The sequence below is a fragment of the Mesorhizobium sp. M0830 genome (assembly GCF_040319965.1).
Taxonomy (GTDB): domain Bacteria; phylum Pseudomonadota; class Alphaproteobacteria; order Rhizobiales; family Rhizobiaceae; genus Mesorhizobium.
The window spans coordinates 1-21232 of sequence record NZ_JAMYOR010000026.1 but is presented as its reverse complement, the minus strand read 5'-3'; the positions used below and the strand labels follow the sequence as shown (position 1 = coordinate 21232).

Here is a 21232-nt window from a genome sequence, read left to right as displayed (position 1 = left end):
CACCCCGCGGTGGCCAGACAGCGCACTTCCTCGAACCGGTCTTTGAAAGGTCTCTGGCATGATTGACACCCCGAACGGACCGGTTCCGACAGGCGAGCTGGTGCTCAGCCTGCGCGGCATTTCGAAGCATTTCGGCGCCGTCTCGGCGCTCACCGACATCGATCTCGATGTCCATGCCGGCGAGGTGGTGGCCCTGGTCGGCGACAATGGCGCCGGCAAGTCGACCTTGGTCAAGATTCTTGCCGGCGTGCATCAGCCGAGCTCGGGCACGATCAGCTATCGCGGCAAGCAGGTGACGCTGGCCGACCCGAGTGCGGCGCTGACGCTCGGCATCGCCACCGTGTTCCAGGATCTGGCGCTGTGCGAGAACCTCGACATCGTCGCCAACATCTTCCTCGGCCGCGAACTCAGCCCGCTGCGGCTGGACGAGGTGGCGATGGAAGTCCGCGCCTGGACGCTGCTCAACGAGCTGTCGGCGCGCATCCCCAGTGTCCGCGAAGTCGTTGCCTCACTGTCGGGCGGCCAGCGCCAGACGGTGGCGATCGCCCGCTCGCTGCTGCTCGAACCCAAGCTTATCCTGCTTGACGAGCCGACGGCGGCGCTCGGTGTGGCGCAGACGGCGGAAGTGCTCAATCTGATCGAGCGGGTGCGCGACCGCGGCCTCGGCGTCGTCATCATCAGCCACAATATGGAAGACGTGCGCGCTGTCGCCGACCGCATCGTCGTGCTGCGGCTCGGCCGCAACAACGGCATCTTCTCGCCCGATGCCTCGAACCAGGAACTGGTCAGCGCCATCACCGGCGCGTCGAACAATTCGGTGTCGCGACGCGCCGAGCGCAGACAGTCCCAGCAAACTCCCCGGCAGGATCAGACCCAGGAGCCACGCCCATGAACCGTGACGTGCAACAAGCTGCCCCAGTCGCACCGCAGCTCGACCGCGCCGACGTGCGCGTAAAGCACGAGGCCGGCTTAAGCGGCGCCATCCGCAGGTTCTTCGACCGGGTCCGCTCCGGCGATCTCGGCTCGTTGCCGGTCATCGTCGGGCTGGTCATCATCTGGACGGTGTTCGCCAGCATCAACCCTATCTTCCTGTCGAGCAGCAATTTGGTCAACCTGCTGTTCGATTGCTCGACAGTCGGCGTCATCTCGCTCGGCATCGTCTGCGTTTTGATGGTTGGCGAGATCGACCTGTCGGTCGGTTCGATCAGCGGCTTTGCCTCGGCGATGGTCGGCACGCTGTGGGTCAACCAGGGCTGGCCGGTGGCGCTCGCCATTCTCGCCGCTATCGCCGTCGGCGGCTTCATCGGCGCGCTCTATGCGCTGCTGTTCAACCGGCTCGGCATGCCGAGCTTCGTCTCGACATTGGCCGGCCTGCTAGCGGTGCTTGGACTGCAGCTCTACATCCTCGGCTCGACCGGTTCGATCAACCTGCCTTACGGCTCGAACCTGGTGAATTTCGGCCAGCTGCTGGTGATGCCTAAATTCTTGTCGTTCGGGCTGGCGGCCGTTCCCGGCATCGTCATGCTGATCACCGGCCTGCGCACCGTTGCGCGCCGCCGCGCCGCCAATCTGTCCGCGCGTTCGACGAGCGGTCTCATCACGCGCGCGGTCGTCATCACGGTCATTCTCGAACTCATCGTCTTCTATCTCAACCAGGCGCGCGGCATTCCGTGGATGTTCGGTCTGTTCGTCGGCCTTGTCATATCAATGCATTACGCGCTGACGCGGACGAAATGGGGCCGTTCGATGTCGGCGGTCGGCGGCAACCGCGAGGCGGCACGGCGCGCCGGCATCAATGTGCGGCTGATCTATTCGAGCGCCTTCGTGCTGTGCTCGATGCTTGCGGCTTTCGGCGGCGTGCTGTCGGCGGCCCGCCTTGCCTCGGCCAGCCAGCAGGCAGGCACCGGCGACGTCAACCTCAACGCCATCGCGGCGGCCGTCATCGGCGGCACCAGCCTGTTCGGCGGCCGCGGCAGCGCCTATTCGGCACTGCTCGGCATCATCGTCATCCAGTCGATCGCCAGCGGCCTGACGCTGCTCGATCTGTCCTCGTCGCTTCGGTACATGATCACCGGCGCCGTGCTTGCCATTGCAGTCATCGTCGACTCGCTGGCACGCCGCTCGCGTGTCTCGCATGGCCGGGCCTGAACCCATCAACAGGAAGCAAGACATGAGCGAAGAACTGTCCGGAAAAGTTGCCGCCGTCACCGGCGCGGCATCAGGCATCGGTCTCGAATGCGCCAGGCATATGCTGGCGGCCGGCGCCACCGTGGTGCTGGTCGACCGCGCCGAGGCGACGCTGAACAAACTGTGCGCCGAGCTTGGCCCCAAGGCGATCCCGCTGGTGATCGACCTGGTGCAGCCCGCAAGCGTCGTCACCATGATGCCGCGGATCATGGAGAAGGCCGGCCAGCTCGACATCTTCCATGCCAATGCCGGCGCCTATGTCGGCGGCGAGGTGGCGACCGGCGATCCCGACGTCTGGGATCGCATGCTCAACCTCAACATCAATGCCTGCTTCCGTTCGATACAGGCGGTGCTGCCGCACATGATCGAACGAAAGACCGGCGACATCATCGTCACCAGTTCGATCGCCGGGCTGGTCCCTGTGGTCTGGGAGCCGATCTACACGGCCTCCAAACACGCCGTGCAGGCCTTCGTCCATACCGTGCGTCGGCAGGTCGCCAAGCACGGGCTGCGCGTCGGTGCGGTGGCGCCGGGCCCAGTGGTGACGGCACTGGTCGACGACTGGCCGAAGGCCAAGCTAGAGGAAGAGCTCGCCGCAGGCGGCCTGATGCAGCCGCGCGAAGTGGCCGAGGCCGTCATGTTCATGCTGACCCGGCCAAGAAACGTGACGATCCGGGATCTGGTGATTTTGCCGCAGAGCAATGATCTCTAAGTGAGTAGCGAATAGGGAGTAGCGAATAGGGAAGAATCCAACGACTTACCTATTCGCTATTCGCTATTCGCTATTCGCTATTCGCTATTCCCTATTCCCTATTCGCTAAACCAAAGGTTTCTCCCCCATGCCCCACTATCTCGGCATCGATGTCGGCACCGGCAGCGCGCGGGCCGGAGTGTTCGACCACACGGGAAACCTGCTTGCCTCGGCCAAGCAGGATATCGAGGTCTGGCGCGAGGCCGGCGACATTGTCGAGCAGTCGAGCAATGACATCTGGCGGGCGGTGTGCATCGTCGTCCGCGCGGCCGTCGCGCAATCGGGCGTAGCGCCCGAGGCGATCGACGGCATCGGCTTCGATGCCACCTGTTCGCTGGTGGTGCTGGGCGAGGGCGGCGTGCCGTTGCCGGTTGGCCCGTCCGGCAATGCCGAACGCAACATCATCGTCTGGATGGATCATCGCGCGGTCGAGCAGACGCGCCGCATCAACCGCAGCGGCGAGGCGGTGCTGAACTATGTCGGCGGCGTCATCTCGCCGGAGATGGAAACGCCGAAACTCCTGTGGCTGGCCGAAAACCTGCCCGCCACCTTCAATGCCGCATGGCAGTTCCTGGACCTGGCCGACTTCCTCACCTGGCGGGCGACCGGCAGCCTTGCGCGCTCAGTCTGCACGGTGACCTGCAAATGGACGTATCTGGCGCATGAGAGCCGCTGGGACGACGCCTATTTCCGCAAGATCGGCCTCGGCGCGCTTGCCGATGACGGGTTCGCCCGCATCGGCACCGAGATCGTACCGGCAGGTGCCGCACTCGGCGGTGGACTGACCGCGCAGGCAGCAGCGGACCTTGGGCTCATCGGCGGTACCGCGGTGGCGGCAGGCCTGATCGACGCGCATGCCGGCGGCGTCGGCACGGTCGGCGCGCGCGGCGCGTTCGGCAGCGTTCTGTCGCGCATGGCCTATGTCTTCGGCACCTCGGCCTGCACCATGTCGTCGACCGCCGAACCGGCCTTCGTCGACGGCGTCTGGGGTCCGTATTTCTCGGCCATGGTGCCGGGCCTGTGGCTGAACGAGGGCGGCCAATCGGCGGCGGGTGCGGCCATCGACCATCTGGTGCGCATGCACCCGGCAAGCGGCGAAGCTGCGGCGAGGGCGCAGGCCGATGGCCTCAGCCTCAGCGCCTGGCTGTCTCTGCAGGCGCAAAGCCGCAACGGCGCCGCGGCGACGCCGGCCCTGGTCGGCGGCATCCACGTCGTGCCGGAATTCCTCGGCAACCGCGCGCCGTTCGCCGATCCGGACGCACGCGCGCTGATTGCCGGGCTCGATCTCGACGCCAGTCTCGACAGCCTGGTCGGGCTCTATGTCGCCGGCGTCTGCGGGCTGGGCTACGGTGCGCGCCAGATCGTGCGGGCCGAGCATGAGAAAGGCATCCCGGTGGACACCATCGTCGTCAGCGGCGGCGCTGGCCAAAGCCCGCTGGTGCGTCAGTTGCTGGCCGACACGACTGGCATGGTGGTGGTCGCGTCGACCTCGCCGGAGCCTGTGCTGCTCGGCTCGGCGATGCTGGGCGCAGTCGCCGCGGGAACCTACAAGGATGTCGCGGCGGCCATGGCCGGCATGTCGGAACTCGGCGAGGTCTATCATCCCGACGCTACGCTGGCCGGCTGGCATGCCAAGCGCTTCGCCGCTTTCGAGCTGCTGCAGCAAGCCGGCAAGGCGATCAGGGGTTAAACGGGCAGCTTCTGTCCGGCTTTGTCAGGAGTGTGGCGAACACCGCTTGGCGATGATGCCGGAAGCTGGCAGCTTTGTTCTGTCGCGAGCAGGGCGGCAGGACCAGGAGGCTCGATGGCCGACGAAGCGAAACCGCCCGTCCCATTCGCATCGGATGAGGTGCCATGGACGGAATGGACCGCCGTGCCACGCTTCAGCGTGCGCTACCGGCATTTGTCGCTGGCCGCGCTGGGCGAAAGCCACCATATCGGCGTGGCGATCGAGGAGTTGCCGGCGGGCAAGCAGAGCTCGCCGAAGCATTACCATATTCTCGAGGAAGAACATGTCTTCATCCTCGAAGGAACGCTCACCACTTATGTCGGCGACGCCGCCTATGCCATGAAGGCCGGCGATTATATCTGCTTTCCGGCGGGTGCGGCGGCGGGGCATTGCCTGATCAACACCAGCGATGCGCCGTGCCGCTATGTCATCGTCGGCGAGCGCAACCCGAACGACGTCGTCGTCTACACCGCCTCCAACAAGGTTCTGGTGCGCGCGCTGGGCAGCCGCGCGATCTTCGATCTCGCGGCGACCCGAAGCTACTGGGACGGCGAGGACACCGGCCTTGCCGCCGACGATCCGTCGCCGTCGGATAGCACGACCGGTGTTACCAGACCCCCGGCCGCGCCGATCCCGCCGATCGCCAGCGATTCTGTCGAATGGAAGGTCGAGGGCGAAGGCCCGCGGTTCGGCGGCCGGTCCAAGCATCTGACCTATGCCGCTTTGGGGCGATCCGACTATCATGTCGGCATGCTGATCGAGGCGCCTGCCCCCGGCATGCGCCTAGCGCCCCGGCACTACCATATGCTCGAAGAAGAGCACGCGCTGATCCTGGAAGGGCAGGTGACGCTGCTGCTTGGCGAGGAGCGCCACGAGATGAAAGCCGGCGACTATGTCTGCTTTCCCGCTGGCCGGCCGGTTGGTCATTCCTTCCTCAACAGCGGTAGCGGACCGTGCCGTTATTTGATGATCGGCGAAAGAAATCCCAATGAAGTCTGCGTCTATCCCGATTCCAACAAGATGGCTGTCGACGCCCTGCGCCGGCGCGACGGTATTTTCGATATGGCAGCGGTGAGGAGTTACTGGGACGGCGAAGAGACGCAATAGCGCCTCGCTGTCTCCCGCTCACAATTGCTTCTCCGCCAGTTCCCTGAATTCGTCGGGAACCGAGCGCGCCGCCTCAAGCGCCACCGTGCCGTAGCCGACCGCCTGTTTGCCGAAGCGTTCGCGGATCTTGTCGATGGCGCGGTCGGCGTCGAAGCGTGCAAGGCCCTTCCTCGAGCCCGGGCGGCGCTTGTCGTCGACGAGGCCGAGCGGCAGTTCGAGCTGCAGCTCGAAGCTTTCCTCGAGATGCGAGACCGAAATCGCCAGCAGCGAGATCAGCTTCTCGTGCGGGTGGTCGGCGAGCACGCCGCGCACCAGATCGCCGGCGATCTCGGCCAGCATGATTGTCGCTGAGATCGGCTGGTCCAGCGTGATCGAGCGCGTGACGGCACTGAGATCGGCAAAGCGAACGCGCACGGTCACCGTGCGGCCGGGCCTAGCCTTGGCGCGCAACCGGCTGGCGACACGGTCGGCCAGATGCAGCAGCGTGGGCACGATGACCCGCTCCACGGCGGGTCTTTGGCCAAGCGCCGATTGCGCGCCGGCCGAGTGCGCCCGGCGCTTCGTCTCCAGTTTGCGCGGGTCGCGGTTCCACGACAGGGCGGCGAGCTTTTCGCCGGCGGCGGGACCGAGCAGCCGCGTCAGCGCGCCGCTGTGCGTCCTGGCCAGCTCTCCGATGGTCTCGACGCCGATTTCGGCCAGCCGCGCCCTGGTCGCCGGCCCGACGCCCCACATCAGCCCGACCGGCAGATCGTGCAGGAAGGCGATCTCGGTGCCGGGCTCGACGACCACCAGCCCGTCGGGCTTGGCGACCTGCGAGGCGATCTTGGCCAGGTGCTTGGTGCGGGCGACGCCGATCGAGATCGGCAGGCCAAGTTCGGCGCGTACCCGGCGGCGGATGGTCGTGGCGATCTCTTCAGGCTGCCCGAACAAATGCGTGCAGCCGGCGACATCGGCAAAGGCCTCGTCGATGGAGATGCGCTCGACCAAAGGCGTGAAATCGTCGAGCACCTTGATCGCCGCGTCGCCCAGCCGCTGGTAGTGGCTGAAATTGCCGCCGACGAAGATCAACTGCGGGCAGAGCTCGCGCGCCTTGCGCCCCGGCATGCCGCCGCGCACGCCGAAGGCGCGCGCCTCGTAGGAGGCGGCGAGCACCACGCCGCCGCCCACCGCGATCGGCTTGCCGCGTAGCGACGGGTCGAGCAACTGCTCGACCGAGGCATAGAAGGCGTCGAGATCGGCATGCAGGATGGTGGCTGTGGTTTCCATCCCGAAGGCACATCCGCAGTTGCTGATAGACACGAACAAATAGAGAACAAAGGGGGATTGTTGTCAAGCAAGAGGTGGTTTCTTGGAGCTCATCCGCAGCAGTGCTGCTTTTCTCAAGTCCGGAACTGCGACCGCCTAGACGATATGCTCCGCCAGCAGCGCCGCCTTCATGGCCTCCAGAGCGGGCTCGCCGCCCGCCGCCAGCTCGTCGGCGACCCGTGCGAGCTTGTCGTCGGCCTTGCGGTGCTTGCTTCCCCAGGCGCCAAGCGTGGCCAGCACGGGCAGCAGGTCGATGCCGGCCTCGGTCAGCCGATAGACTGTCTTCAGCCCATGCGTCGGGTCCTCGCTGCGGGTGAGGATGCCTTCGTCCTGAAGGGTCTGCAGCCGCTCGGCGAGCGTGCGCGACGAGATGCCCTCGTCGGACTGCAGGAATTCACGAAAATGCCTTTTCCCGGCGAAGACCAGGTCGCGGATGATGAGCAGAGTCCAGCGGTCGCCGAGCAATTCGAGTGACAGGTTTATCGGGCAGCCGGATTTTTCGCGCGTCGACATCTATGGTTCCATTTTTAAATCACTTTACTATTGATACCGTTTTCGTCCTGTGTCAATGGTTCCAAATGTAAACCACATAGCGCTGGTCGCGACGGCTCACTGGGCGCCCGCTTTAAGCCGGCACAAACCGAAGGAGAGTAACGATGAAAAAGCTGATCCTTCAGATGCAGATGTCGGTCGATGGCTTTGTCGGCGCCAATGAGGACCATGCCTGGCAGCTCTGGGAATGGGGTGACGAGAGCGCCTGGGACGAGGAACTGAAGCAGGACTTCAACGCCGTGTTCGCCGGCATCGATACCATCCTGCTCAGCCGCAAGATGGCGCAGGAAGGCTATCTCGCCCATTGGGGCAATGCGGCGAAGAAATTTCCGCGCGATCCGTTCTATGCTTTCGCGCAACGCGTCGTCGATGCCCGCAAGGTGGTGCTGAGCGACAAGCTCAAGCATTCGGCTTGGGAGCCGGCCTGGGAGCGCACGAGGGTGGCCAGCGGCGACCTGCCGCGCGAAGTCAATGCGCTTAAGGCGAGCGAGGGTGGCGATATGGCCGTCTTCGGCGGCGCCGGCTTTGCGTCCGCGCTGATCGCGGCCAGGCTAGTCGACGAGTTCCAGCTGTTCATCAATCCAGCGGTGCTAGGGGCCGGACGCCGGATCTTCGACCAGGGCGGTTTCCAAAACCTGCGGCTGCTCGGCTCGAAGGACTATGCTTGCGGCATGGTGGTCAACCGTTACGCATCGGTGGGGTGAGGGAGAGAGAAGATCCGGGACCTGACGTATCCTTTTTGTCCGCCCGTTCGTCTCTGTCCTTGAAGGTCGCGCAGCCCGCGATCCGTAACCCGGGAGACCAGCATGGCGAGCATACAGAGCGAGGCGAACAGGAACCACTACGCGACGATCGCCGCCAATGCGGGCAAGCTGACCAGCCCGCAAGCGATCATCGACCACAACGACACGCATTGGACAGCACTGACCGGCGAACCCGGCGGCGTCGACTATATCGAGGTCGATGCCGGCGGCGTGCCGGCGATGTGGACGGTGCCGAAGGGCGCCGACGAGGGGCGTGTGCTGCTCTATGCGCATGGCGGCGGCTTCATCGGCGGCTCGATCTATACGCACCGCAAGCTGGTCGGGCATCTGGCCAAGGCCGTCGGCTGCCGGGCGCTGCTCTACGACTATCCGCTGGCGCACCGGGCCAAGTATCCGGCCCAGCTCGATGCGGCGATGAAGGTCTGGAACTGGCTCGCCGATCGGGGCTTCGATGCCGGCCACATCGTGCTTGCCGGCGATTCCTGCGGCGCGATCCTGACCTATGGCGTCCTGCAGCGGCTGCGTGCGCAAGGGCGGCCGCTGCCCGTCGCCGCGCTGATCATCTCCGGCTGGTTCGACATGGCGCTGACCGCCGCCAGCTACGAGACCAACCGCGACAAGGACCCGGCCTTCGCCAAGGCCGCCGTCGACTGGCTGGTGACCAACTTCATCGGTGACCGCGACCGGCTCGATCCGGAGGTTAGCGCTCTCTATGCCGACCTCACCGGTTTTCCGCCTGTGTTCCTGCAGGCCGGTGCGGACGAGACGCTGGTCGACGAAAGCCGCATGTTCGCCGAGCGCGCCAGGCTGGCCGGGGTCGAGACGCGGCTCGATGTCTTTGACGGCATGCTGCACTCCTTCCAGATGATGGCCGGCCGGGCGCCGGAAGCAGATGACGCGATCGGCCGCCTGGCCGCCTGGGTGCGGCCGAGACTGGGCTTGCCCGATGCCAGCAAGGCTGCTGGCGACAGGGCGGCCTGACCATGCGCCAGCTGATCGTGTCGAACTCTCACTTGTAGAAGCGTGGCGCTTGCGCAAAGGTGTGGTGATGCCGCGATGAACCAGCAGATCCGCAAATCCCGTCAGACGTCGCAAGGGATGCAACCGAGTCTCGACCCCGAAGGCCTGTACGACCTGCGCTACGCGGCGTTCCTGGCGACCGTCTCGCATCTGCGCGTCAGGTTGCACCGCTACTGCGCGCGCATGACCGGTTCGGCCCTCGATGGCGAGGACATCATGCAAGAGGCGCTGTTCGAGGCCTATCGCAAGATCGAACGGCTCGACGATGCGCAGGCGCTGCGGCCCTGGCTGTTCCGCATCGCCCACAACCGCTGCATTGACTTCATCAGAAGCCGCCGCGCGCGGCAGCGAGCCGAGGCTGGCTATGCCGGCGACGACATCGTGCTGCCTGTCGAGCCCGCCGGTCCCGGTGCCGGCCGTGCCATCGAGCGGCTGGTCATGCACCTACCGCCGAAGGAGCGCGCCTGCGTGCTGCTCAAGGATGTCTTCGACCATTCGCTGGAGGAGATCGCCGATCTGGTCGGCTCGACGTCAGGTGGCGTCAAGTCGGCGCTCAATCGTGGCCGTGCCAAGCTCGCCGCCTTGCCGGCGCAACCGGGCGCAGCACCCGCACACGATCCCGAACTGGCGCGGCTGCTCGGCCGCTATGTCGAATTGTTCAACAGGCGAGACTGGGACGGGGTGCGAGCGCTGACCAGTGCCGATGCGCGGCTGCGGGTCTCGGATTGCTACAACGGCCTGCTGTCAGGCTCGCCCTACTTCATCGAATATGAGCGCAGCGAGCTGCCTTGGCGCATGCGGCCGGGCGTGATCGAAGGGAAGATCGTGCTGGTCGTCGACAGGCTGCATGGCGAGGTCTGGCGGCCGGCGTATCTGGTGCGGATCCACGCCGCCTACGGTCTGATCGACCGCATCGCCGACTATTATGCATGTCCGTGGATCCTGGATATGGTCTCCGAGGACGCGGAATGAAGCGCCCCTCGTCCATGACGCTCACTTGGCATCGTGAAAAATGATGCCGACCGTGTGGCGCATGCCAGAGCGCAGCCGGCTGACGCCGTGGCGCAGATTGACGCGGTAGTTGCCCTTGGTTCCCTGCACCGGCCGGTTGTGGACGGCGAAGACAACGGCGTCGCCCTGGCGCAACGGCACCACCTCGACCCGGCTCTGCATGCGCGGCCGCTGTTCGGTCAGCGCGAACTCGCCGCCGGTGAAATCCTGGCCCGGTTCGGACAGCAGGATAGCCACCTGCAGCGGGAAGGCGAGGTCGCCGTAGAGGTCCTGGTGCAGGCAGTTGAAGTCGCCAGGCACATATTGCAGCAGAAGCGGCGTCGGCCGCGTTTGGCCTGCGGCATGGCATTGTTCGAGAAACGCGGCATGCGTCGCGGGGTAGCGCATGGCTTGCCCCATGCGCTCGTTCCAGCGGTTGGCGACCTCGGCCAGCTTGGGATAGAGCGCGCTGCGCAGGCCGCCGAGCAAGTCCGGCATGGGATAGCGGAAATAGCGGTACTCGCCCTTGCCGAAGCCGTGCCTGGCCATATGGATATGGCTGCGGAAATGCTGCTCATCCGAATAGAGGCCGGCGATCTGCCGGCACTCCTGCGGCGAGAGCAATTTCTCGATCACCGCACAGCCGAAGCCGTCGAGTTCGGCGGCAAGCGCCGGCCAGTCGTAACCGGCGATGCGTGTCTCGGCGGCTTCGACCACGCATGGGGCGACCTTGGCGTGGGCGTTCATATCGCAGCCTCCTTGTCGAGCAGAGTGCGCTTGCGCTCGACGCCCCAGCGGTAGCCGGACAGCGTGCCGTCGGTGTGGACGACGCGGTGGCAGGGAATGCCGAGCGCGATGGCGTTGCCCGCACAGGCCGTTGCCACGGCACGGGCGCCGCTCGGCTGGCCGAGCCGCCGGGCCAGCGCTGTGTAGGTGATGGTAGCGCCGCACGGGATAGCGCGCAACGCGGCCCAGACCCGTTGCTGGAATGGCGTGCCGTGGCGCATGTCGAGCGGCATGTCGAGGCCGGCGGCCGGCGTTTCGACGAAGCGCGCGATTGCCGCGAGATCGTCGCGCAGGGCGGGCTCGTCTTCGACCAGCATCTTGCCGGGGAAGCGATGGCCAAGGTCCTGCCCCAGTGCGTCGGAATCCGAGCCGATCAGGATGGCGCAGACGCCGATATCGCTGCGTGCCACCAGGATGTTGCCGATCGCGGATTGCCCGATGGCGTAGGCGATGGTGTCGAGGGTGGCGACGTTGGTGGCTGTCGCCGGCATATTGGTTTGCATGAGGTTCATTGCCTTTACTCCTTTGTCTGTGCCTGAACCTAGCCGTGTGCCTTCCGTCTCTCACTCCGGTGCTTGCTTTCAAATTCAAATCTCGGGGATCTGAGGATTAATGCCAAGGTCGGTGCCCTACGGCGCCCCCCTCTGTCCTGCCGGACATCTCCCCCTCAAGTGGGGAGATTGGCTGTCATCGCGGCCTTCGCCAATCTCCAATGTTGCAAGAATGAGCGAGGCGCTGAAGCTGCCAATCTCCCCACTTGAGGGGGAGATGTCCGGCAGGACAGAGGGGGGCGCCGTAGAGCGCTGATGGTGCTCATTCGACGCGCGTGACGAATATCTCGCCAAGCACGAATACCTCTCCGGTCCACAGCCGCAGCTCGATCTCGCCGGTCGCGGTGCGGCTCCACTCGGCTCTGCCGTCAGCGACAAGCGTGCCGATGGCGGCCATCACCCGTGACTTCGCTTCTTGGATGCCGCGGCTGGCGGCAGCTTGGGTCTGGCTGTTCGCATCGGGAGAGCTTGCCATCGCGTGCATCGCGGGTCCTCGTCAGGCCCGCGAAGACCGATATGTGGGTGTCTTCACCACGCTCGATCCGACGGCCGCTTCACGGTCGAGGAGCGCGCGCTTGCGCTCTGCGCCCCAGGCGTAGCCGGACAGGGCGCCATCCTTGCGGATAACACGATGGCAGGGGATGGCGATGGCAAGTTTGTTTGCGGCGCAGGCGGCGGCGATGGCGCGGGTGGCCTTTGGCGTGCCGATGCGCTCTGCAATCTCGGCGTAGGAGACAGTCTGGCCGACCGGAATGTCCTGCAAAGCCTGCCAGACGCGCTGCTGGAAGGCGGTGCCGCGCACGTCGAGCGGTAGGTCGAGGCCGAGCGATGGTGCTTCCACGAAACCGACGACGCGGTCTACCAGCGCCTCATAGTCACGGTCGCCGCCGATCAGGCGCGCCCTGGGGAAACGGTCCTGCAGGTCGCGCACCAGCGCGTCGGGATCGTCGCCGAGCAGGATCGAGGCGACGCCCTTCTGGCTCGAGGCGACCAGGATGGTGCCGAGCGAGGATTCGCCGACGGCGAAGCGGATCTTCTCATGGGCGCCGCCGGCGCGATAGCGCGTCGGCGTCATGCCGAGCATGCCGGTCGATTTCTCGTAGAAACGTCCGCTCGAATTGAAGCCGGCATCGTAAATCGCCGTCGTCACGCTGGCGCCGTCTTCCAGGCCACGGCGGACCCTGGCGGCGCGGTGTGCAGCGGCATAGTCTTTCGGCGTCAGCCCGGTGACGGCCTTGAAGATGCGGTGGAAATAACCGGCGCTGCGGCCGGCGGCATCAGCCAATTCAGCGAGTGACGGTTCTTCCTCGCTCTGCTCGATCCTGCGGCAGGCGACGGCGACCATCGCGGCGTTACCGGCCTCGAGCGATGGGCCGTCCGGATTGCAGCGTCGGCACGGGCGAAAGCCCGTCGCCCTGGCCTGTTCCAGCGTGCCGTGCAACTGCACATTCCTGGGGTTGGCGCGCCGCGAGGGGCAGGAGGGACGGCAATAGACGCCGGTCGTCGCCACCGAATACCAGAACTCGCCGTCTGCCGATTTGTCACGGGCGACAATGCGCGCCCAGCGCGGATCGTCGGCGACCGGCAGCGGCGCGGATTTCGGATTTTTGGCCAAGGTGATGAACATGGCCGCATTGAAGCCGAGGGAAAACGGCCCGGCCACCCGTTTCCTGCCAACTGTCAGGAGGATGCAGCCCTATTCGTCGGGATGCACAAAGAGTATGACGAGATTGATCCGGAGAAGGTGTGATGGAAAACATTCGACCCATTAAGACCGAAGCCGATTACGACTGGGCAATCGTTGAGATCACCGGCTATTTCGAGAGCGAGCCGAAAGTCGGCACTCCCGATGGTTACCGCTTCGACGTTCTCGCAACTCTGATCGAGGCTTATGAGGATGACCATTATCCGATCGAAGCCCCGCTCTCCTAGGCCGCGCGTTTGGGTTCCACCGCGAACGGGCTGAGCCCGAGCCAGGTCTGCATCTTCCTGCCGATGGCCTGGTCGCCGGTCAGGGCGACCTTGCCGCCGGCCTTCTCCACGGTCAGCAATCCCATCCAGATCGCCGTCATCGTGTGCAGGTCGGTCGAGACGTAGAGATCGACGTCGAAGCCCGGATCGTACCAGCACAGATCGACCTCGCCGTGCTTCTCGACGATCAGCCACCACGAGCGTTTGGACGCCGGTAGATCCTGATACAGAAATTGTATCACCGTGCGCCCCTCGGGCAGCGGCGACGGGTTCAAATTGCGCCGCATGTCCCACATCAGCAACGACGGATCGAGGTTCTTGAGCGACAGCCGGGACTCGACCCATTTCTGCCCCCAGAAACCCATTGCCTCGACGACCGGGCGCAAGTCCCGGCCGGCCTCGGTCAGCCGATAGTCGAAGATCCCCTTCTCCCCCTTGACCTCCTTGCGCTCGACGATGCCGGCGATCTCAAGCTCCTTCAGCCGTTGCGACAGAAGGCTTGGTGACATTTTGGGGACGCCGCGGCGCAGGTCGTTGAAGCGGGTCGAGCCCGCCACCAGCTCGCGCATCAGCACCATCGTCCAGCGGGTGCACAGCACCTCGGCGGCCATCGATAGCGGGCAGAACTGCTTGTATCCGTGCTGGCTCATGATTGGTGTCTCTCCCTCGAAGCTTGGGCCGAACATTAGGCCCTCATGAATGAAGCGACCAGTACGGAAACTGTACTGCCCCGGTACAGATCGCGGACTGGTTGGCGAGCGCTCGATCATGCGAGCCCTTTGGCCGGTTGCACGGGATACCCTGTGCACCGCAATCAGGAGAACTACAAATGACCGCATACGTTATCGCAGACATCAAGGTGAAGGACCCGCAATGGATGCCTTCCTATGCCGCCTCGGTGCACGACCTCGTCCACAAGCATGGCGGCAGATATCTGTCGCGCAGCGGCAATGTGAAGACGCTTGAAGGCAAGCCGCTCGACACCACGCTGATCGCCCTGATGGCGTTCCCGTCGGAAGCGGCGGCCCGCGCCTTCACCAATGATCCGGCTTATGCGCCCTTCGTTTCGGCCCGTCAGGGCGGCAGCGAAAGCCGTTTCCAGATGATCGACAACACCGATCTGGCCGGAACGATACCGTATCTGCCGAAGGGATGACCGGCATCCCTGGCATCGTTTTCGGGATCTCCAAGCAACAACAGGCACAGCGCTTGCCTGCCGGGCCTCCGTATTTTCGGCGGCCGGCCAGCTGGGCTTTTTCAAGAAGAATGGAATGAAGATGATATCGAACTTTCACGACAGACTTCTCATGGCAGGGGCCATGCTGGCCGTCTGCACCAGCATCGCACAGGCGCATCAGGAAGCGGCCGCGCCCGCGTCCGCCCCCAATCCGCTGGCCGACAAGGTGCGGGTCGCCAACAGCCGGTTTCTCGATGTCAAAGCCGCTACTTCGGAGGGCTATGCGCCCATTCCCTGCGCCAGCGGCGTCACCGGCGGCGCCATGGGCATCCACTATGTCAACGGCAAGTATCTGAAGGACGACAAGATCGACATCGCCCGTCCCGAAGCGGTGATGTACGAGCCGATGGCCGACGGCACGCTGCAACTGGTGGCGGTCGAGTACATCGCCTCGAAGGGGCCGGCATCGTTGGACGGCCAGCTGTTCAACTTCAACAGCGCGCCCAACCGCTATGGCCTGGGTGAATTCTACGAACTGCATGTCTGGGCCTGGAAGGGCAACCCGACCGGCACTTTCGCCGACATGAACCCGAAAGTGTCATGCGAGCACGCGATGGCTCCCAGCCAGTAAGCGCCGGGCCAGCGAGCAGCGAAGCCAGGCGGCGCCTATGCTGCCTGGATTCGCTCCTGGTGGCGTCGGATAGATAGATCGCTATGACGCTTGATCCGGAAGCGCCAGTCCCACCTCGATGGCATCCCGGCTCGCTTGCGGCAGGACGAAGCGTCCCGTCGCGTACCAGAGCAGGGACACCACAAGGATTGAGACATAGCCATCCACGGCATAGTGCCAGCCGGTGTAAACCGAGCCGAACAGGATGAACGCAGCAAAAGCCCAGCCTGCGATGGCCCACCGACGACCGAAGCCTGCCAGGAAAAACGCGTTCAGGGTGGCGATGGCGACGTGCATGCTTGGCATGGCGGAGATGCCGCCGCCAAGTTCAGGGCGGCCACTTTGGTAGGCCGCAAGCAGATAGTTGGCATAGACATGGACCGATGCGCCGTAACCATTCTGCGCCAGGGCCATTTGCAACCCGGCAAACCGGTCACCGCCGTAGAACTGGTCGTGGAATATCGGGCCGGTTGACGACAGCAGGGTCGCCAGAACGGTGCCGCACAGGATCGTTGTCAGCGCGAACGCCCATAGATAGCGCAACCGCCTGGCCGGTTCGTTCCAGAAGGCGACGAAGAGTACGGTACCGAACCATTGCACGAGCCAGCCATACCCATAGCCAGCGAAAATGACGACCGAGACCGGTTCGGAAACGACGCTGTGCGCCCATGCCCAGGGATCGGTGCCATGCAACTGAAGGTCCAACTCCGCCAGGATACGGTCGGCGTAGAACGGCACGATTTCGGGAATGGCGACCTTCAAGGTGGTAAAGGCGGTGATGCCGAGAAAGAACAAAAGGATCACGGATGCGGCTGTCGGCCAGCGCTTTCCGAGCGTGTCGAGGATGAACCTTGTCGGAGCATGTCTGGCAAATGCCAGCGCCGCCACGCCAAGGCCGGCGGCCAGGAGTGCTGGCAGGAAAAAGGCAAACGGCTCGGCATAGGATAGCGCCAGATGCAGGTAGCGATCCGGCTGCAGACAAAAAGCGGTCACGGCATAGATGAGACACAGCGCGGTCAGCAGCCAGCCTCTCCTCCTGGTTGTCGCGATGTCCAGGTCAACGATGGCAGCCAAGCGGCGATTATCGCCGTGCTGCCCGGTGTGCGCATTCATCGAAGGACATCCCGCCAGCTGCCCGAAAGACTGTTATGGAGTATTTCGCAGATCAAGTATTACCATCTGGTTACACGCGCATTCAAGTAGACAGTTCTACATTAGATGATTATAATTCACAATTTGTTGGCAACGATTCATTGACAAAGATGTTGCGCCGGCAACGCCCGCATCGTCGCTGCCGCGCTGCTTTCAATGGTTGCAGGCTGCTTCTCGTCAAGCTTCGAGCACGATCGAGAGAGGACCATCGCTTGGGCGGCGATGGCCACTTTCCAATCGGGCGGTTCGATCAGGCGGCCTTGATAAGGCCGAGCTGGGTGAGGGCGGCGACGCCGTCATCGAGCCCGATCTCCTCGACGACCCTGCCGTCGACCACCTTCAGCACGGTGATGCCGGTAAAGCGCATGGTGCGGCCGGTGGCGGCGGGCAGCGAACCGACGAGGAAATCATTGAAGGCCGGGCCGGTGTGCGTGCCGCCGCCTTCCCACTGGCCGACGACATAGTCGCCCTCGGCAATCAGGTCGGCCGTGGCCCAGAAGTTGAGGTCCGGGAAGGCGGCGCGGAAGTCGGTCATGAAGGCCTTGATGTCGTCGCGGCCGCGACGCGGCTCGTGCAGCGAGTATTTCAACAGCATGTCGGGCGCGGCGATGTCGTCGACGACGGACAGGTCATAGGTTTCACCCCAGAAATCGGTGAACCATCTGACGACGACGGCCTTGTTGTCTTCTTGGCTGGTCATTGGGAGGTCCTCTTTGTCTCTGCAACGCGATCGTCGGATTGGCCGACGACCTGGGGCGATCACTAGGACGATCCGCCGACGCAAAACTCCGGTTCTTGCCGGCCAATCGAAAGGGCAAGAGATGGCAGGTGAGGAGGCGCAACCGCCTGTCTCAGCCAAGGTAACGCTTTCTTCTCTGGTTTTGCCGCAGATTGGTCCGTGGCGGGGATGAGCGAAACAGATGATGGTTGGTCGGGACAAGAAGAGTCGCAACGGAACGTTCTGGGCCAGGGCCCTGGAGCGCGCCCAACTTGGCGTCTGGGACTGGGATCTTCGCACCGGCGACTGCTTCTATTCCGCGACCTGGGCGCGGATGCTTGGCTATGACGAGAGCGAGCTTGCCAGCAGCAGCGACCTGTGGCTGCAACTGACCCACCCCGACGATCGCGAGCGGGCGCTGGCCAGCGGCGACCGCCACATTGCGGGACAGACCAACGCCATCGAGACCGAGCTGCGGCTGAAGCACAAGCAGGGCCACTGGGTGTGGGTGCTCGATCGCGGCGGCATCGTCGAGCGCGACGCGTCCGGAAAACCACTCAGGCTGATGGGCGTGCAGACCGACATCACCAAGCAGAAGGCGGCCGAAGCCGAGCTCGAACAGGTCAATGTGCGCTTCCGCCTGGCGCTCGCCGCCAGCGGCACCGGCATCTGGCACTACGACATCGCCACCAACAGGAGCTATTGGGACGCCCGCACCAGGGACCTATTCGGCCTCGTTGCCGACACCGACGAGGTAACGGCCGACCTTTGGCACAGCTATCTGCATCCCGACGACAAGGAGGCCACCGAGCAGGCTCACTTGCCGTCGCGCGGCTCGGACGGTGTCACCGCCTCGCAATACCGCATCATCCGGCGGGACGGCGAAGTCCGGCATGTTGAATCGCTGGTGCGCTTCATCGCCGGCGCTGGTGCTGCCGGCCAAATCCTCGGCACGGTGCGCGACATCACCGAGGACAAGCTGCGCGAGCAGGAACTCGCCTATGCCGCCCGCCACGACGCGCTGACCGGCCTGTGGAACCGCTCCGCCTTCGACCGGCAGCTCGCCGACCATATCGCGGCGGGTGCGCCGATGGCGGTGTTCTATGTCGATCTCGACTACTTCAAGGCGCTCAACGACTTTGCCGGCCACGCCGCCGGCGACCTGGCACTGAAGAGCGTTGCCGCCGGCATTCGGGGCTGCCTGCCGCCGGCAGCACACGCGGCGCGGCTGGGCGGCGACGAATTCGCGCTGCTGGTGCCGCATTGCGATGCCGCACAGGCCGAGCGGATCGCCACTGGCGTGCTCGGCGCTGTGCGCGAGGCCGATCTCGGCCTGGCCGCCTCGACGCGCAAGCTGGCGGCCTCGATCGGAATCGCCTTTATCGATAATGCCAACACCACGGTCGCCGACGCGCTCGCATGCGCCGACGATGCCTGCTACGCGGCCAAAGCCGCTGGACGCAACCGTTTCGCGGTGTTCTCGGCGACAGTGGAAGCTGGCTCGGGCGGGCTGAATGCGGCGCGTATCGCCGCCGACACCGTCGATGCCATGGAAGACGGACGACTGAAACTGTTCGGCCAGGAAATCCATCGGCTGGGCCGGCCCTGGCAGGAAAGCCGCCATGTCGAAGTGTTGGCAAGGCTCGTCGCAGGCAACGGCCGGCTGGTGCCGCCCGGCGAGTTCATTCCGGTGGCCGAACGCTTCGGCATCGCCTCGCGGCTCGACCGCTGGATCATCCGCACCGCGCTGTCGCGGCATGGTGCCGCCTTGCGCTCGGGCGCGCTGACGCTCGGCTTCAACCTGTCGGCTCAGACTAAGAGCGATCCGCAGCTGTGGGCGTTCGTCGACAGCGTCATCGAAGAGACCGGGGCGCCGCATTCGGGCATCGGCTTCGAGATCACCGAAACCGCCGCCGTCACCAATTTCGACGCCGCCGAACAATTCGTGCGCAAGGCGCGCGAGCGGCACTGCCGGGTCAGCCTGGACGATTTCGGCGCCGGCATGAGTTCGTTCGAATATCTCAGGCGCTTCCCCGTCGACACGATCAAGATCGACGGCTCCTTCATCGAGCACATCACGCAAAGCCGCTTCGACCGCGAAATCGTGCTGGCCATCACCAGCATCGCCCGCAGCCTCGGCTGCGACGTGGTCGCCGAGAAGATCGAACAGCAGCATACACTGACCATGCTCAGCGATATGGGCGTCGCGTTCGGCCAAGGGTTCCTGCTGCATCGGCCGGAGCCGCTGGAGGCGATTGTTTCGCGCGCGACCGAGCCGTCGATGGCCCGCAAGGCATCCTGATCCTGGCGTGTCGCATTTCAGGTGAGCCCGGCCTCACCTGAAACGCGACACATCTCAGCCGGTGTGCCGCGCCGTCGATCGCGGAAACTCCAGCACGCCAGCCTCGGGTCGCCTGTGCTGTGCTTCCGCCACCGCTTCGATCAACAGATCCAGGGCGTCACAGGCAGCGCGGCTCGTCTCGTCATTGCCTTGCAGATAGTGATAGGCACGTTCGAGGTGGATGCGGGCGGCTGAAAAATCGCTGGTCAATGGTTCCCTCCATGATCCCGCCCTAATGTCCATCTTGCCGGGCCTGGCGGAACGGAGGGTAAATATCCACAGGCGGCTTTTATTCAAATGCCGGCGAAAGTTGCAGAGGAGGGTGTGCTACCGGAGACGCTGCCAATCTCCTCCCTTGTAGGCGAGATGCCCGGCAGGGCAGACGGGCGGCACGGAAAACCTTGGCAACCCATCAAACGCACTTGAGGAACAAGCGAAACGAAGGCACGTTCAGGGACGGTGCGGGAGGACGTGTCCAAGTGTTTCGGAGCTCTCGCATGTCGCTGACCGGTACGACAATCCGCTACGGAGGCCTCGCCCAGGCATTGCACTGGCTGACGGCTCTGCTCGTGCTCATCGCCTTCCTGGTCTCGGCAGGTGGCCCGCCGGAGCGGGTCTATTCAGCGGCGAGGGCCTCCACGCTCCTGCTGCACGAGTCTCTTGGCTTCGCCGTTTTCTGGTTGCTGGTCATTCGCCTGGTCTGGCGACCGTTCGATCGCATTCCCGATCCACCGCCCATGCCCGGCTGGATGGAGGTCGCTTCGAGGGCAACGCATTGGGCGCTCTACGCGCTGCTGTTGGCGGTTCCGGCGACCGCGATGCTCGGCGCCTGGTTCGGCGGTCACCCGGTGACGGTCTACGGCTTGGGAGCGATCGGCCCGTTTCCCGGAAGTTGGGGCGCTTCGCTGGCGAAAATCCATGGTACGCTTGGCGACATCATCCTTTGGCTCGCCGGCCTGCACGCCGCCGCGGCGATCTTCCATCATCTCTTCCTTCGCGACCGCGTGCTGAGCCAGATGGTGCCCGGCCTGTCCGATCCTGCGCGGCAAGTGCGGCCTTGATGCTTACCCCAGAATGATGCGGATCGCCTTGTCGACCACGGGATGCAGCCCGCAGGCCTGGAAGGACAGGCGGTTGCCGGAGCCGACATTGCTGGTCATGGCGATGGTCAGGGCAGACAGCGGGTCATGCGGCATGACGGCGACGTAGCCGGGGATGCTGCCCTGGAGGCCGTAGAAGGCGCGGTCGGCGTAGGCGCTCTGGAACATGCCGGCGCCCGTCGCGCATGCGGGTGCCGGGGAAACTTGCCGGCACGCGGTGCTCGAACATCATCTCGGCGAAGAAGGGCGGCGACTAGCTTCTTTCTTTCCGTTCTACGCAGGGCTGTCCGGGGAAAGTTTTGAGTGAATCGAAATGCCGCATGTGCATGCCCCGTAAAACGGGGTTTGTCCGTCTTCTCTC

24 protein-coding genes are annotated in these 21232 nt (G+C 64.6%); 13 read left to right on the top strand and 11 right to left on the bottom strand.

Translation table 11 applies throughout. From position 1 onward, the window contains the following. Nucleotides 1-58 precede the first annotated feature (58 nt). From NKI20_RS17030 to NKI20_RS17010, 5 genes are all read left to right on the top strand, one after another. On the top strand, nucleotides 59-892 hold the full coding sequence (locus NKI20_RS17030) for an ATP-binding cassette domain-containing protein (RefSeq protein WP_023761085.1): 834 nt from the start codon (nucleotides 59-61) through the stop codon (nucleotides 890-892). Beyond that, the gene (locus NKI20_RS17025; RefSeq protein ID WP_023761084.1) at nucleotides 889-2148 is read left to right on the top strand and encodes a sugar ABC transporter permease; all 1260 of its coding nucleotides are present in this window, start codon (nucleotides 889-891) and stop codon (nucleotides 2146-2148) included. Before NKI20_RS17030 ends, NKI20_RS17025 begins: the two co-directional genes overlap by 4 nt. Nucleotides 2149-2170: 22 nt before the next feature. Next, nucleotides 2171-2899: an SDR family oxidoreductase gene (locus NKI20_RS17020; RefSeq protein ID WP_352602069.1), complete on the top strand. Its 729-nt coding sequence runs from the start codon at nucleotides 2171-2173 to the stop codon at nucleotides 2897-2899. 127 nt (nucleotides 2900-3026) lie between these two features. Continuing rightward, on the top strand, nucleotides 3027-4628 hold the full coding sequence (locus tag NKI20_RS17015; RefSeq protein WP_352832158.1) for an FGGY-family carbohydrate kinase: 1602 nt from the start codon (nucleotides 3027-3029) through the stop codon (nucleotides 4626-4628). Nucleotides 4629-4742: 114 nt separating this feature from the next. Then, on the top strand, nucleotides 4743-5774 hold the full coding sequence (locus NKI20_RS17010; RefSeq protein ID WP_352832155.1) for a cupin domain-containing protein: 1032 nt from the start codon (nucleotides 4743-4745) through the stop codon (nucleotides 5772-5774). 18 nt (nucleotides 5775-5792) lie between these two features. Here the strand turns inward: NKI20_RS17010 and dinB are convergent, their stop codons facing one another. Then, the gene (gene dinB, locus NKI20_RS17005) at nucleotides 5793-7040 is read right to left on the bottom strand and encodes a DNA polymerase IV (RefSeq protein ID WP_352832152.1); all 1248 of its coding nucleotides are present in this window, start codon (nucleotides 7038-7040) and stop codon (nucleotides 5793-5795) included. 135 nt (nucleotides 7041-7175) lie between these two features. Continuing rightward, complete coding sequence (locus tag NKI20_RS17000; protein WP_352832149.1) at nucleotides 7176-7592, bottom strand: winged helix-turn-helix transcriptional regulator; 417 nt, start codon at nucleotides 7590-7592, stop codon at nucleotides 7176-7178. Between the two features lie 143 nt (nucleotides 7593-7735). Between NKI20_RS17000 and NKI20_RS16995 the strand changes: the two genes are divergently transcribed. The 3 genes from NKI20_RS16995 to NKI20_RS16985 all read left to right on the top strand — a co-directional run bounded on the left by NKI20_RS16995 (nucleotide 7736) and on the right by NKI20_RS16985 (nucleotide 10387). Next, a complete protein-coding gene (locus NKI20_RS16995; protein WP_352832146.1) occupies nucleotides 7736-8335 on the top strand; it encodes a dihydrofolate reductase family protein in 600 nt (199 codons plus the stop codon). A gap of 102 nt (nucleotides 8336-8437) precedes the next feature. After that, nucleotides 8438-9376, top strand: a complete 939-nt coding sequence (locus NKI20_RS16990; protein ID WP_352486093.1) for an alpha/beta hydrolase — start codon at nucleotides 8438-8440, stop codon at nucleotides 9374-9376. Between the two features lie 75 nt (nucleotides 9377-9451). Next, on the top strand, nucleotides 9452-10387 hold the full coding sequence (locus NKI20_RS16985) for a sigma-70 family RNA polymerase sigma factor (protein ID WP_352832143.1): 936 nt from the start codon (nucleotides 9452-9454) through the stop codon (nucleotides 10385-10387). 21 nt (nucleotides 10388-10408) lie between these two features. Here NKI20_RS16985 and NKI20_RS16980 read toward each other — a convergent pair whose 3' ends face one another. The 4 genes from NKI20_RS16980 to ada all read right to left on the bottom strand — a co-directional run bounded on the left by NKI20_RS16980 (nucleotide 10409) and on the right by ada (nucleotide 13369). Continuing rightward, nucleotides 10409-11152 (bottom strand): 2OG-Fe(II) oxygenase, encoded by a 744-nt coding sequence (locus NKI20_RS16980; protein WP_352832141.1) that lies wholly within the window; start codon nucleotides 11150-11152, stop codon nucleotides 10409-10411. Further along, complete coding sequence (locus NKI20_RS16975; protein WP_352832138.1) at nucleotides 11149-11703, bottom strand: methylated-DNA--[protein]-cysteine S-methyltransferase; 555 nt, start codon at nucleotides 11701-11703, stop codon at nucleotides 11149-11151. The genes NKI20_RS16980 and NKI20_RS16975 overlap by 4 nt, the downstream gene beginning before the upstream one ends. Nucleotides 11704-12004: 301 nt before the next feature. Beyond that, on the bottom strand, nucleotides 12005-12226 hold the full coding sequence (locus NKI20_RS16970) for a hypothetical protein (RefSeq protein WP_352832136.1): 222 nt from the start codon (nucleotides 12224-12226) through the stop codon (nucleotides 12005-12007). Nucleotides 12227-12238: 12 nt separating this feature from the next. After that, nucleotides 12239-13369, bottom strand: a complete 1131-nt coding sequence (ada, locus tag NKI20_RS16965) for a bifunctional DNA-binding transcriptional regulator/O6-methylguanine-DNA methyltransferase Ada (RefSeq protein WP_352832298.1) — start codon at nucleotides 13367-13369, stop codon at nucleotides 12239-12241. A 122-nt stretch (nucleotides 13370-13491) separates the two neighbouring features. On the opposite strand from ada, the gene NKI20_RS16960 reads away from it, so the two are divergent. Further along, nucleotides 13492-13674, top strand: coding sequence for a transcriptional regulator (locus NKI20_RS16960; RefSeq protein WP_352832134.1), 183 nt, complete (start codon nucleotides 13492-13494; stop codon nucleotides 13672-13674). Here NKI20_RS16960 and NKI20_RS16955 read toward each other — a convergent pair. Further along, nucleotides 13671-14363 carry a winged helix-turn-helix transcriptional regulator gene (locus tag NKI20_RS16955; RefSeq protein ID WP_352832131.1) on the bottom strand — a complete coding sequence of 231 codons (693 nt, stop codon included), beginning with the start codon at nucleotides 14361-14363 and terminating at the stop codon, nucleotides 13671-13673. The two genes, NKI20_RS16960 and NKI20_RS16955, sit on opposite strands and share 4 nt — an antisense overlap. A gap of 179 nt (nucleotides 14364-14542) precedes the next feature. Here NKI20_RS16955 and NKI20_RS16950 point away from each other — a divergent pair, with 179 nt between their 5' ends. Then, nucleotides 14543-14869, top strand: a complete 327-nt coding sequence (locus NKI20_RS16950) for a DUF1330 domain-containing protein (RefSeq protein ID WP_352832128.1) — start codon at nucleotides 14543-14545, stop codon at nucleotides 14867-14869. Between the two features lie 115 nt (nucleotides 14870-14984). After that, a complete protein-coding gene (locus NKI20_RS16945; RefSeq protein ID WP_352832125.1) occupies nucleotides 14985-15521 on the top strand; it encodes a hypothetical protein in 537 nt (178 codons plus the stop codon). Nucleotides 15522-15602: 81 nt separating this feature from the next. Here NKI20_RS16945 and NKI20_RS16940 read toward each other — a convergent pair whose 3' ends face one another. Next, nucleotides 15603-16673, bottom strand: coding sequence for a phosphatase PAP2 family protein (locus tag NKI20_RS16940; protein WP_352832122.1), 1071 nt, complete (start codon nucleotides 16671-16673; stop codon nucleotides 15603-15605). 289 nt (nucleotides 16674-16962) lie between these two features. Further along, entirely contained in the window at nucleotides 16963-17412 is a 450-nt protein-coding gene (locus NKI20_RS16935; protein WP_352832119.1) for an ester cyclase, read from the bottom strand. 223 nt (nucleotides 17413-17635) lie between these two features. Here NKI20_RS16935 and NKI20_RS16930 point away from each other — a divergent pair, with 223 nt between their 5' ends. Further along, nucleotides 17636-19732 carry an EAL domain-containing protein gene (locus NKI20_RS16930; protein WP_352832296.1) on the top strand — a complete coding sequence of 699 codons (2097 nt, stop codon included), beginning with the start codon at nucleotides 17636-17638 and terminating at the stop codon, nucleotides 19730-19732. A gap of 54 nt (nucleotides 19733-19786) precedes the next feature. On the opposite strand, the gene NKI20_RS16925 is transcribed toward NKI20_RS16930, so the two are convergent. Then, a complete protein-coding gene (locus tag NKI20_RS16925) occupies nucleotides 19787-19981 on the bottom strand; it encodes a hypothetical protein (RefSeq protein WP_023761065.1) in 195 nt (64 codons plus the stop codon). Nucleotides 19982-20268: 287 nt separating this feature from the next. Between NKI20_RS16925 and NKI20_RS16920 the strand changes: the two genes are divergently transcribed. Continuing rightward, nucleotides 20269-20832, top strand: a complete 564-nt coding sequence (locus NKI20_RS16920; protein ID WP_352832115.1) for a cytochrome b — start codon at nucleotides 20269-20271, stop codon at nucleotides 20830-20832. 3 nt (nucleotides 20833-20835) lie between these two features. On the opposite strand, the gene NKI20_RS16915 is transcribed toward NKI20_RS16920, so the two are convergent. Then, nucleotides 20836-21039, bottom strand: a complete 204-nt coding sequence (locus NKI20_RS16915) for a hypothetical protein (RefSeq protein WP_352832112.1) — start codon at nucleotides 21037-21039, stop codon at nucleotides 20836-20838. Nucleotides 21040-21232: the final 193 nt, after the last annotated feature.

Bases quoted from the DNA above. Each gene is read 5' to 3' on its own strand.
- NKI20_RS16950 (WP_352832128.1), top strand. From the start codon at position 14,543: ATGACCGCATACGTTATCGCAGACATCAAGGTGAAGGACCCGCAATGG.
- NKI20_RS16975 (WP_352832138.1), bottom strand. From the start codon at position 11,703: ATGAACCTCATGCAAACCAATATGCCGGCGACAGCCACCAACGTCGCC.
- NKI20_RS16930 (WP_352832296.1), top strand. From the start codon at position 17,636: ATGGTTGGTCGGGACAAGAAGAGTCGCAACGGAACGTTCTGGGCCAGG.
- NKI20_RS16920 (WP_352832115.1), top strand. From the start codon at position 20,269: ATGTCGCTGACCGGTACGACAATCCGCTACGGAGGCCTCGCCCAGGCA.
- NKI20_RS17025 (WP_023761084.1), top strand. From the start codon at position 889: ATGAACCGTGACGTGCAACAAGCTGCCCCAGTCGCACCGCAGCTCGAC.
- NKI20_RS16985 (WP_352832143.1), top strand. From the start codon at position 9,452: ATGAACCAGCAGATCCGCAAATCCCGTCAGACGTCGCAAGGGATGCAA.
- NKI20_RS16990 (WP_352486093.1), top strand. From the start codon at position 8,438: ATGGCGAGCATACAGAGCGAGGCGAACAGGAACCACTACGCGACGATC.
- NKI20_RS17020 (WP_352602069.1), top strand. From the start codon at position 2,171: ATGAGCGAAGAACTGTCCGGAAAAGTTGCCGCCGTCACCGGCGCGGCA.
- NKI20_RS16960 (WP_352832134.1), top strand. From the start codon at position 13,492: ATGGAAAACATTCGACCCATTAAGACCGAAGCCGATTACGACTGGGCA.
- NKI20_RS17030 (WP_023761085.1), top strand. From the start codon at position 59: ATGATTGACACCCCGAACGGACCGGTTCCGACAGGCGAGCTGGTGCTC.
- ada (WP_352832298.1), bottom strand. From the start codon at position 13,369: ATGTTCATCACCTTGGCCAAAAATCCGAAATCCGCGCCGCTGCCGGTC.
- NKI20_RS16955 (WP_352832131.1), bottom strand. From the start codon at position 14,363: ATGAGCCAGCACGGATACAAGCAGTTCTGCCCGCTATCGATGGCCGCC.
- NKI20_RS16970 (WP_352832136.1), bottom strand. From the start codon at position 12,226: ATGCACGCGATGGCAAGCTCTCCCGATGCGAACAGCCAGACCCAAGCT.
- NKI20_RS16940 (WP_352832122.1), bottom strand. From the start codon at position 16,673: ATGAATGCGCACACCGGGCAGCACGGCGATAATCGCCGCTTGGCTGCC.
- NKI20_RS16995 (WP_352832146.1), top strand. From the start codon at position 7,736: ATGAAAAAGCTGATCCTTCAGATGCAGATGTCGGTCGATGGCTTTGTC.
- NKI20_RS17000 (WP_352832149.1), bottom strand. From the start codon at position 7,592: ATGTCGACGCGCGAAAAATCCGGCTGCCCGATAAACCTGTCACTCGAA.
- NKI20_RS16945 (WP_352832125.1), top strand. From the start codon at position 14,985: ATGAAGATGATATCGAACTTTCACGACAGACTTCTCATGGCAGGGGCC.
- NKI20_RS17010 (WP_352832155.1), top strand. From the start codon at position 4,743: ATGGCCGACGAAGCGAAACCGCCCGTCCCATTCGCATCGGATGAGGTG.
- NKI20_RS16915 (WP_352832112.1), bottom strand. From the start codon at position 21,039: ATGTTCCAGAGCGCCTACGCCGACCGCGCCTTCTACGGCCTCCAGGGC.
- dinB (WP_352832152.1), bottom strand. From the start codon at position 7,040: ATGGAAACCACAGCCACCATCCTGCATGCCGATCTCGACGCCTTCTAT.
- NKI20_RS16980 (WP_352832141.1), bottom strand. From the start codon at position 11,152: ATGAACGCCCACGCCAAGGTCGCCCCATGCGTGGTCGAAGCCGCCGAG.
- NKI20_RS17015 (WP_352832158.1), top strand. From the start codon at position 3,027: ATGCCCCACTATCTCGGCATCGATGTCGGCACCGGCAGCGCGCGGGCC.
- NKI20_RS16935 (WP_352832119.1), bottom strand. From the start codon at position 17,412: ATGACCAGCCAAGAAGACAACAAGGCCGTCGTCGTCAGATGGTTCACC.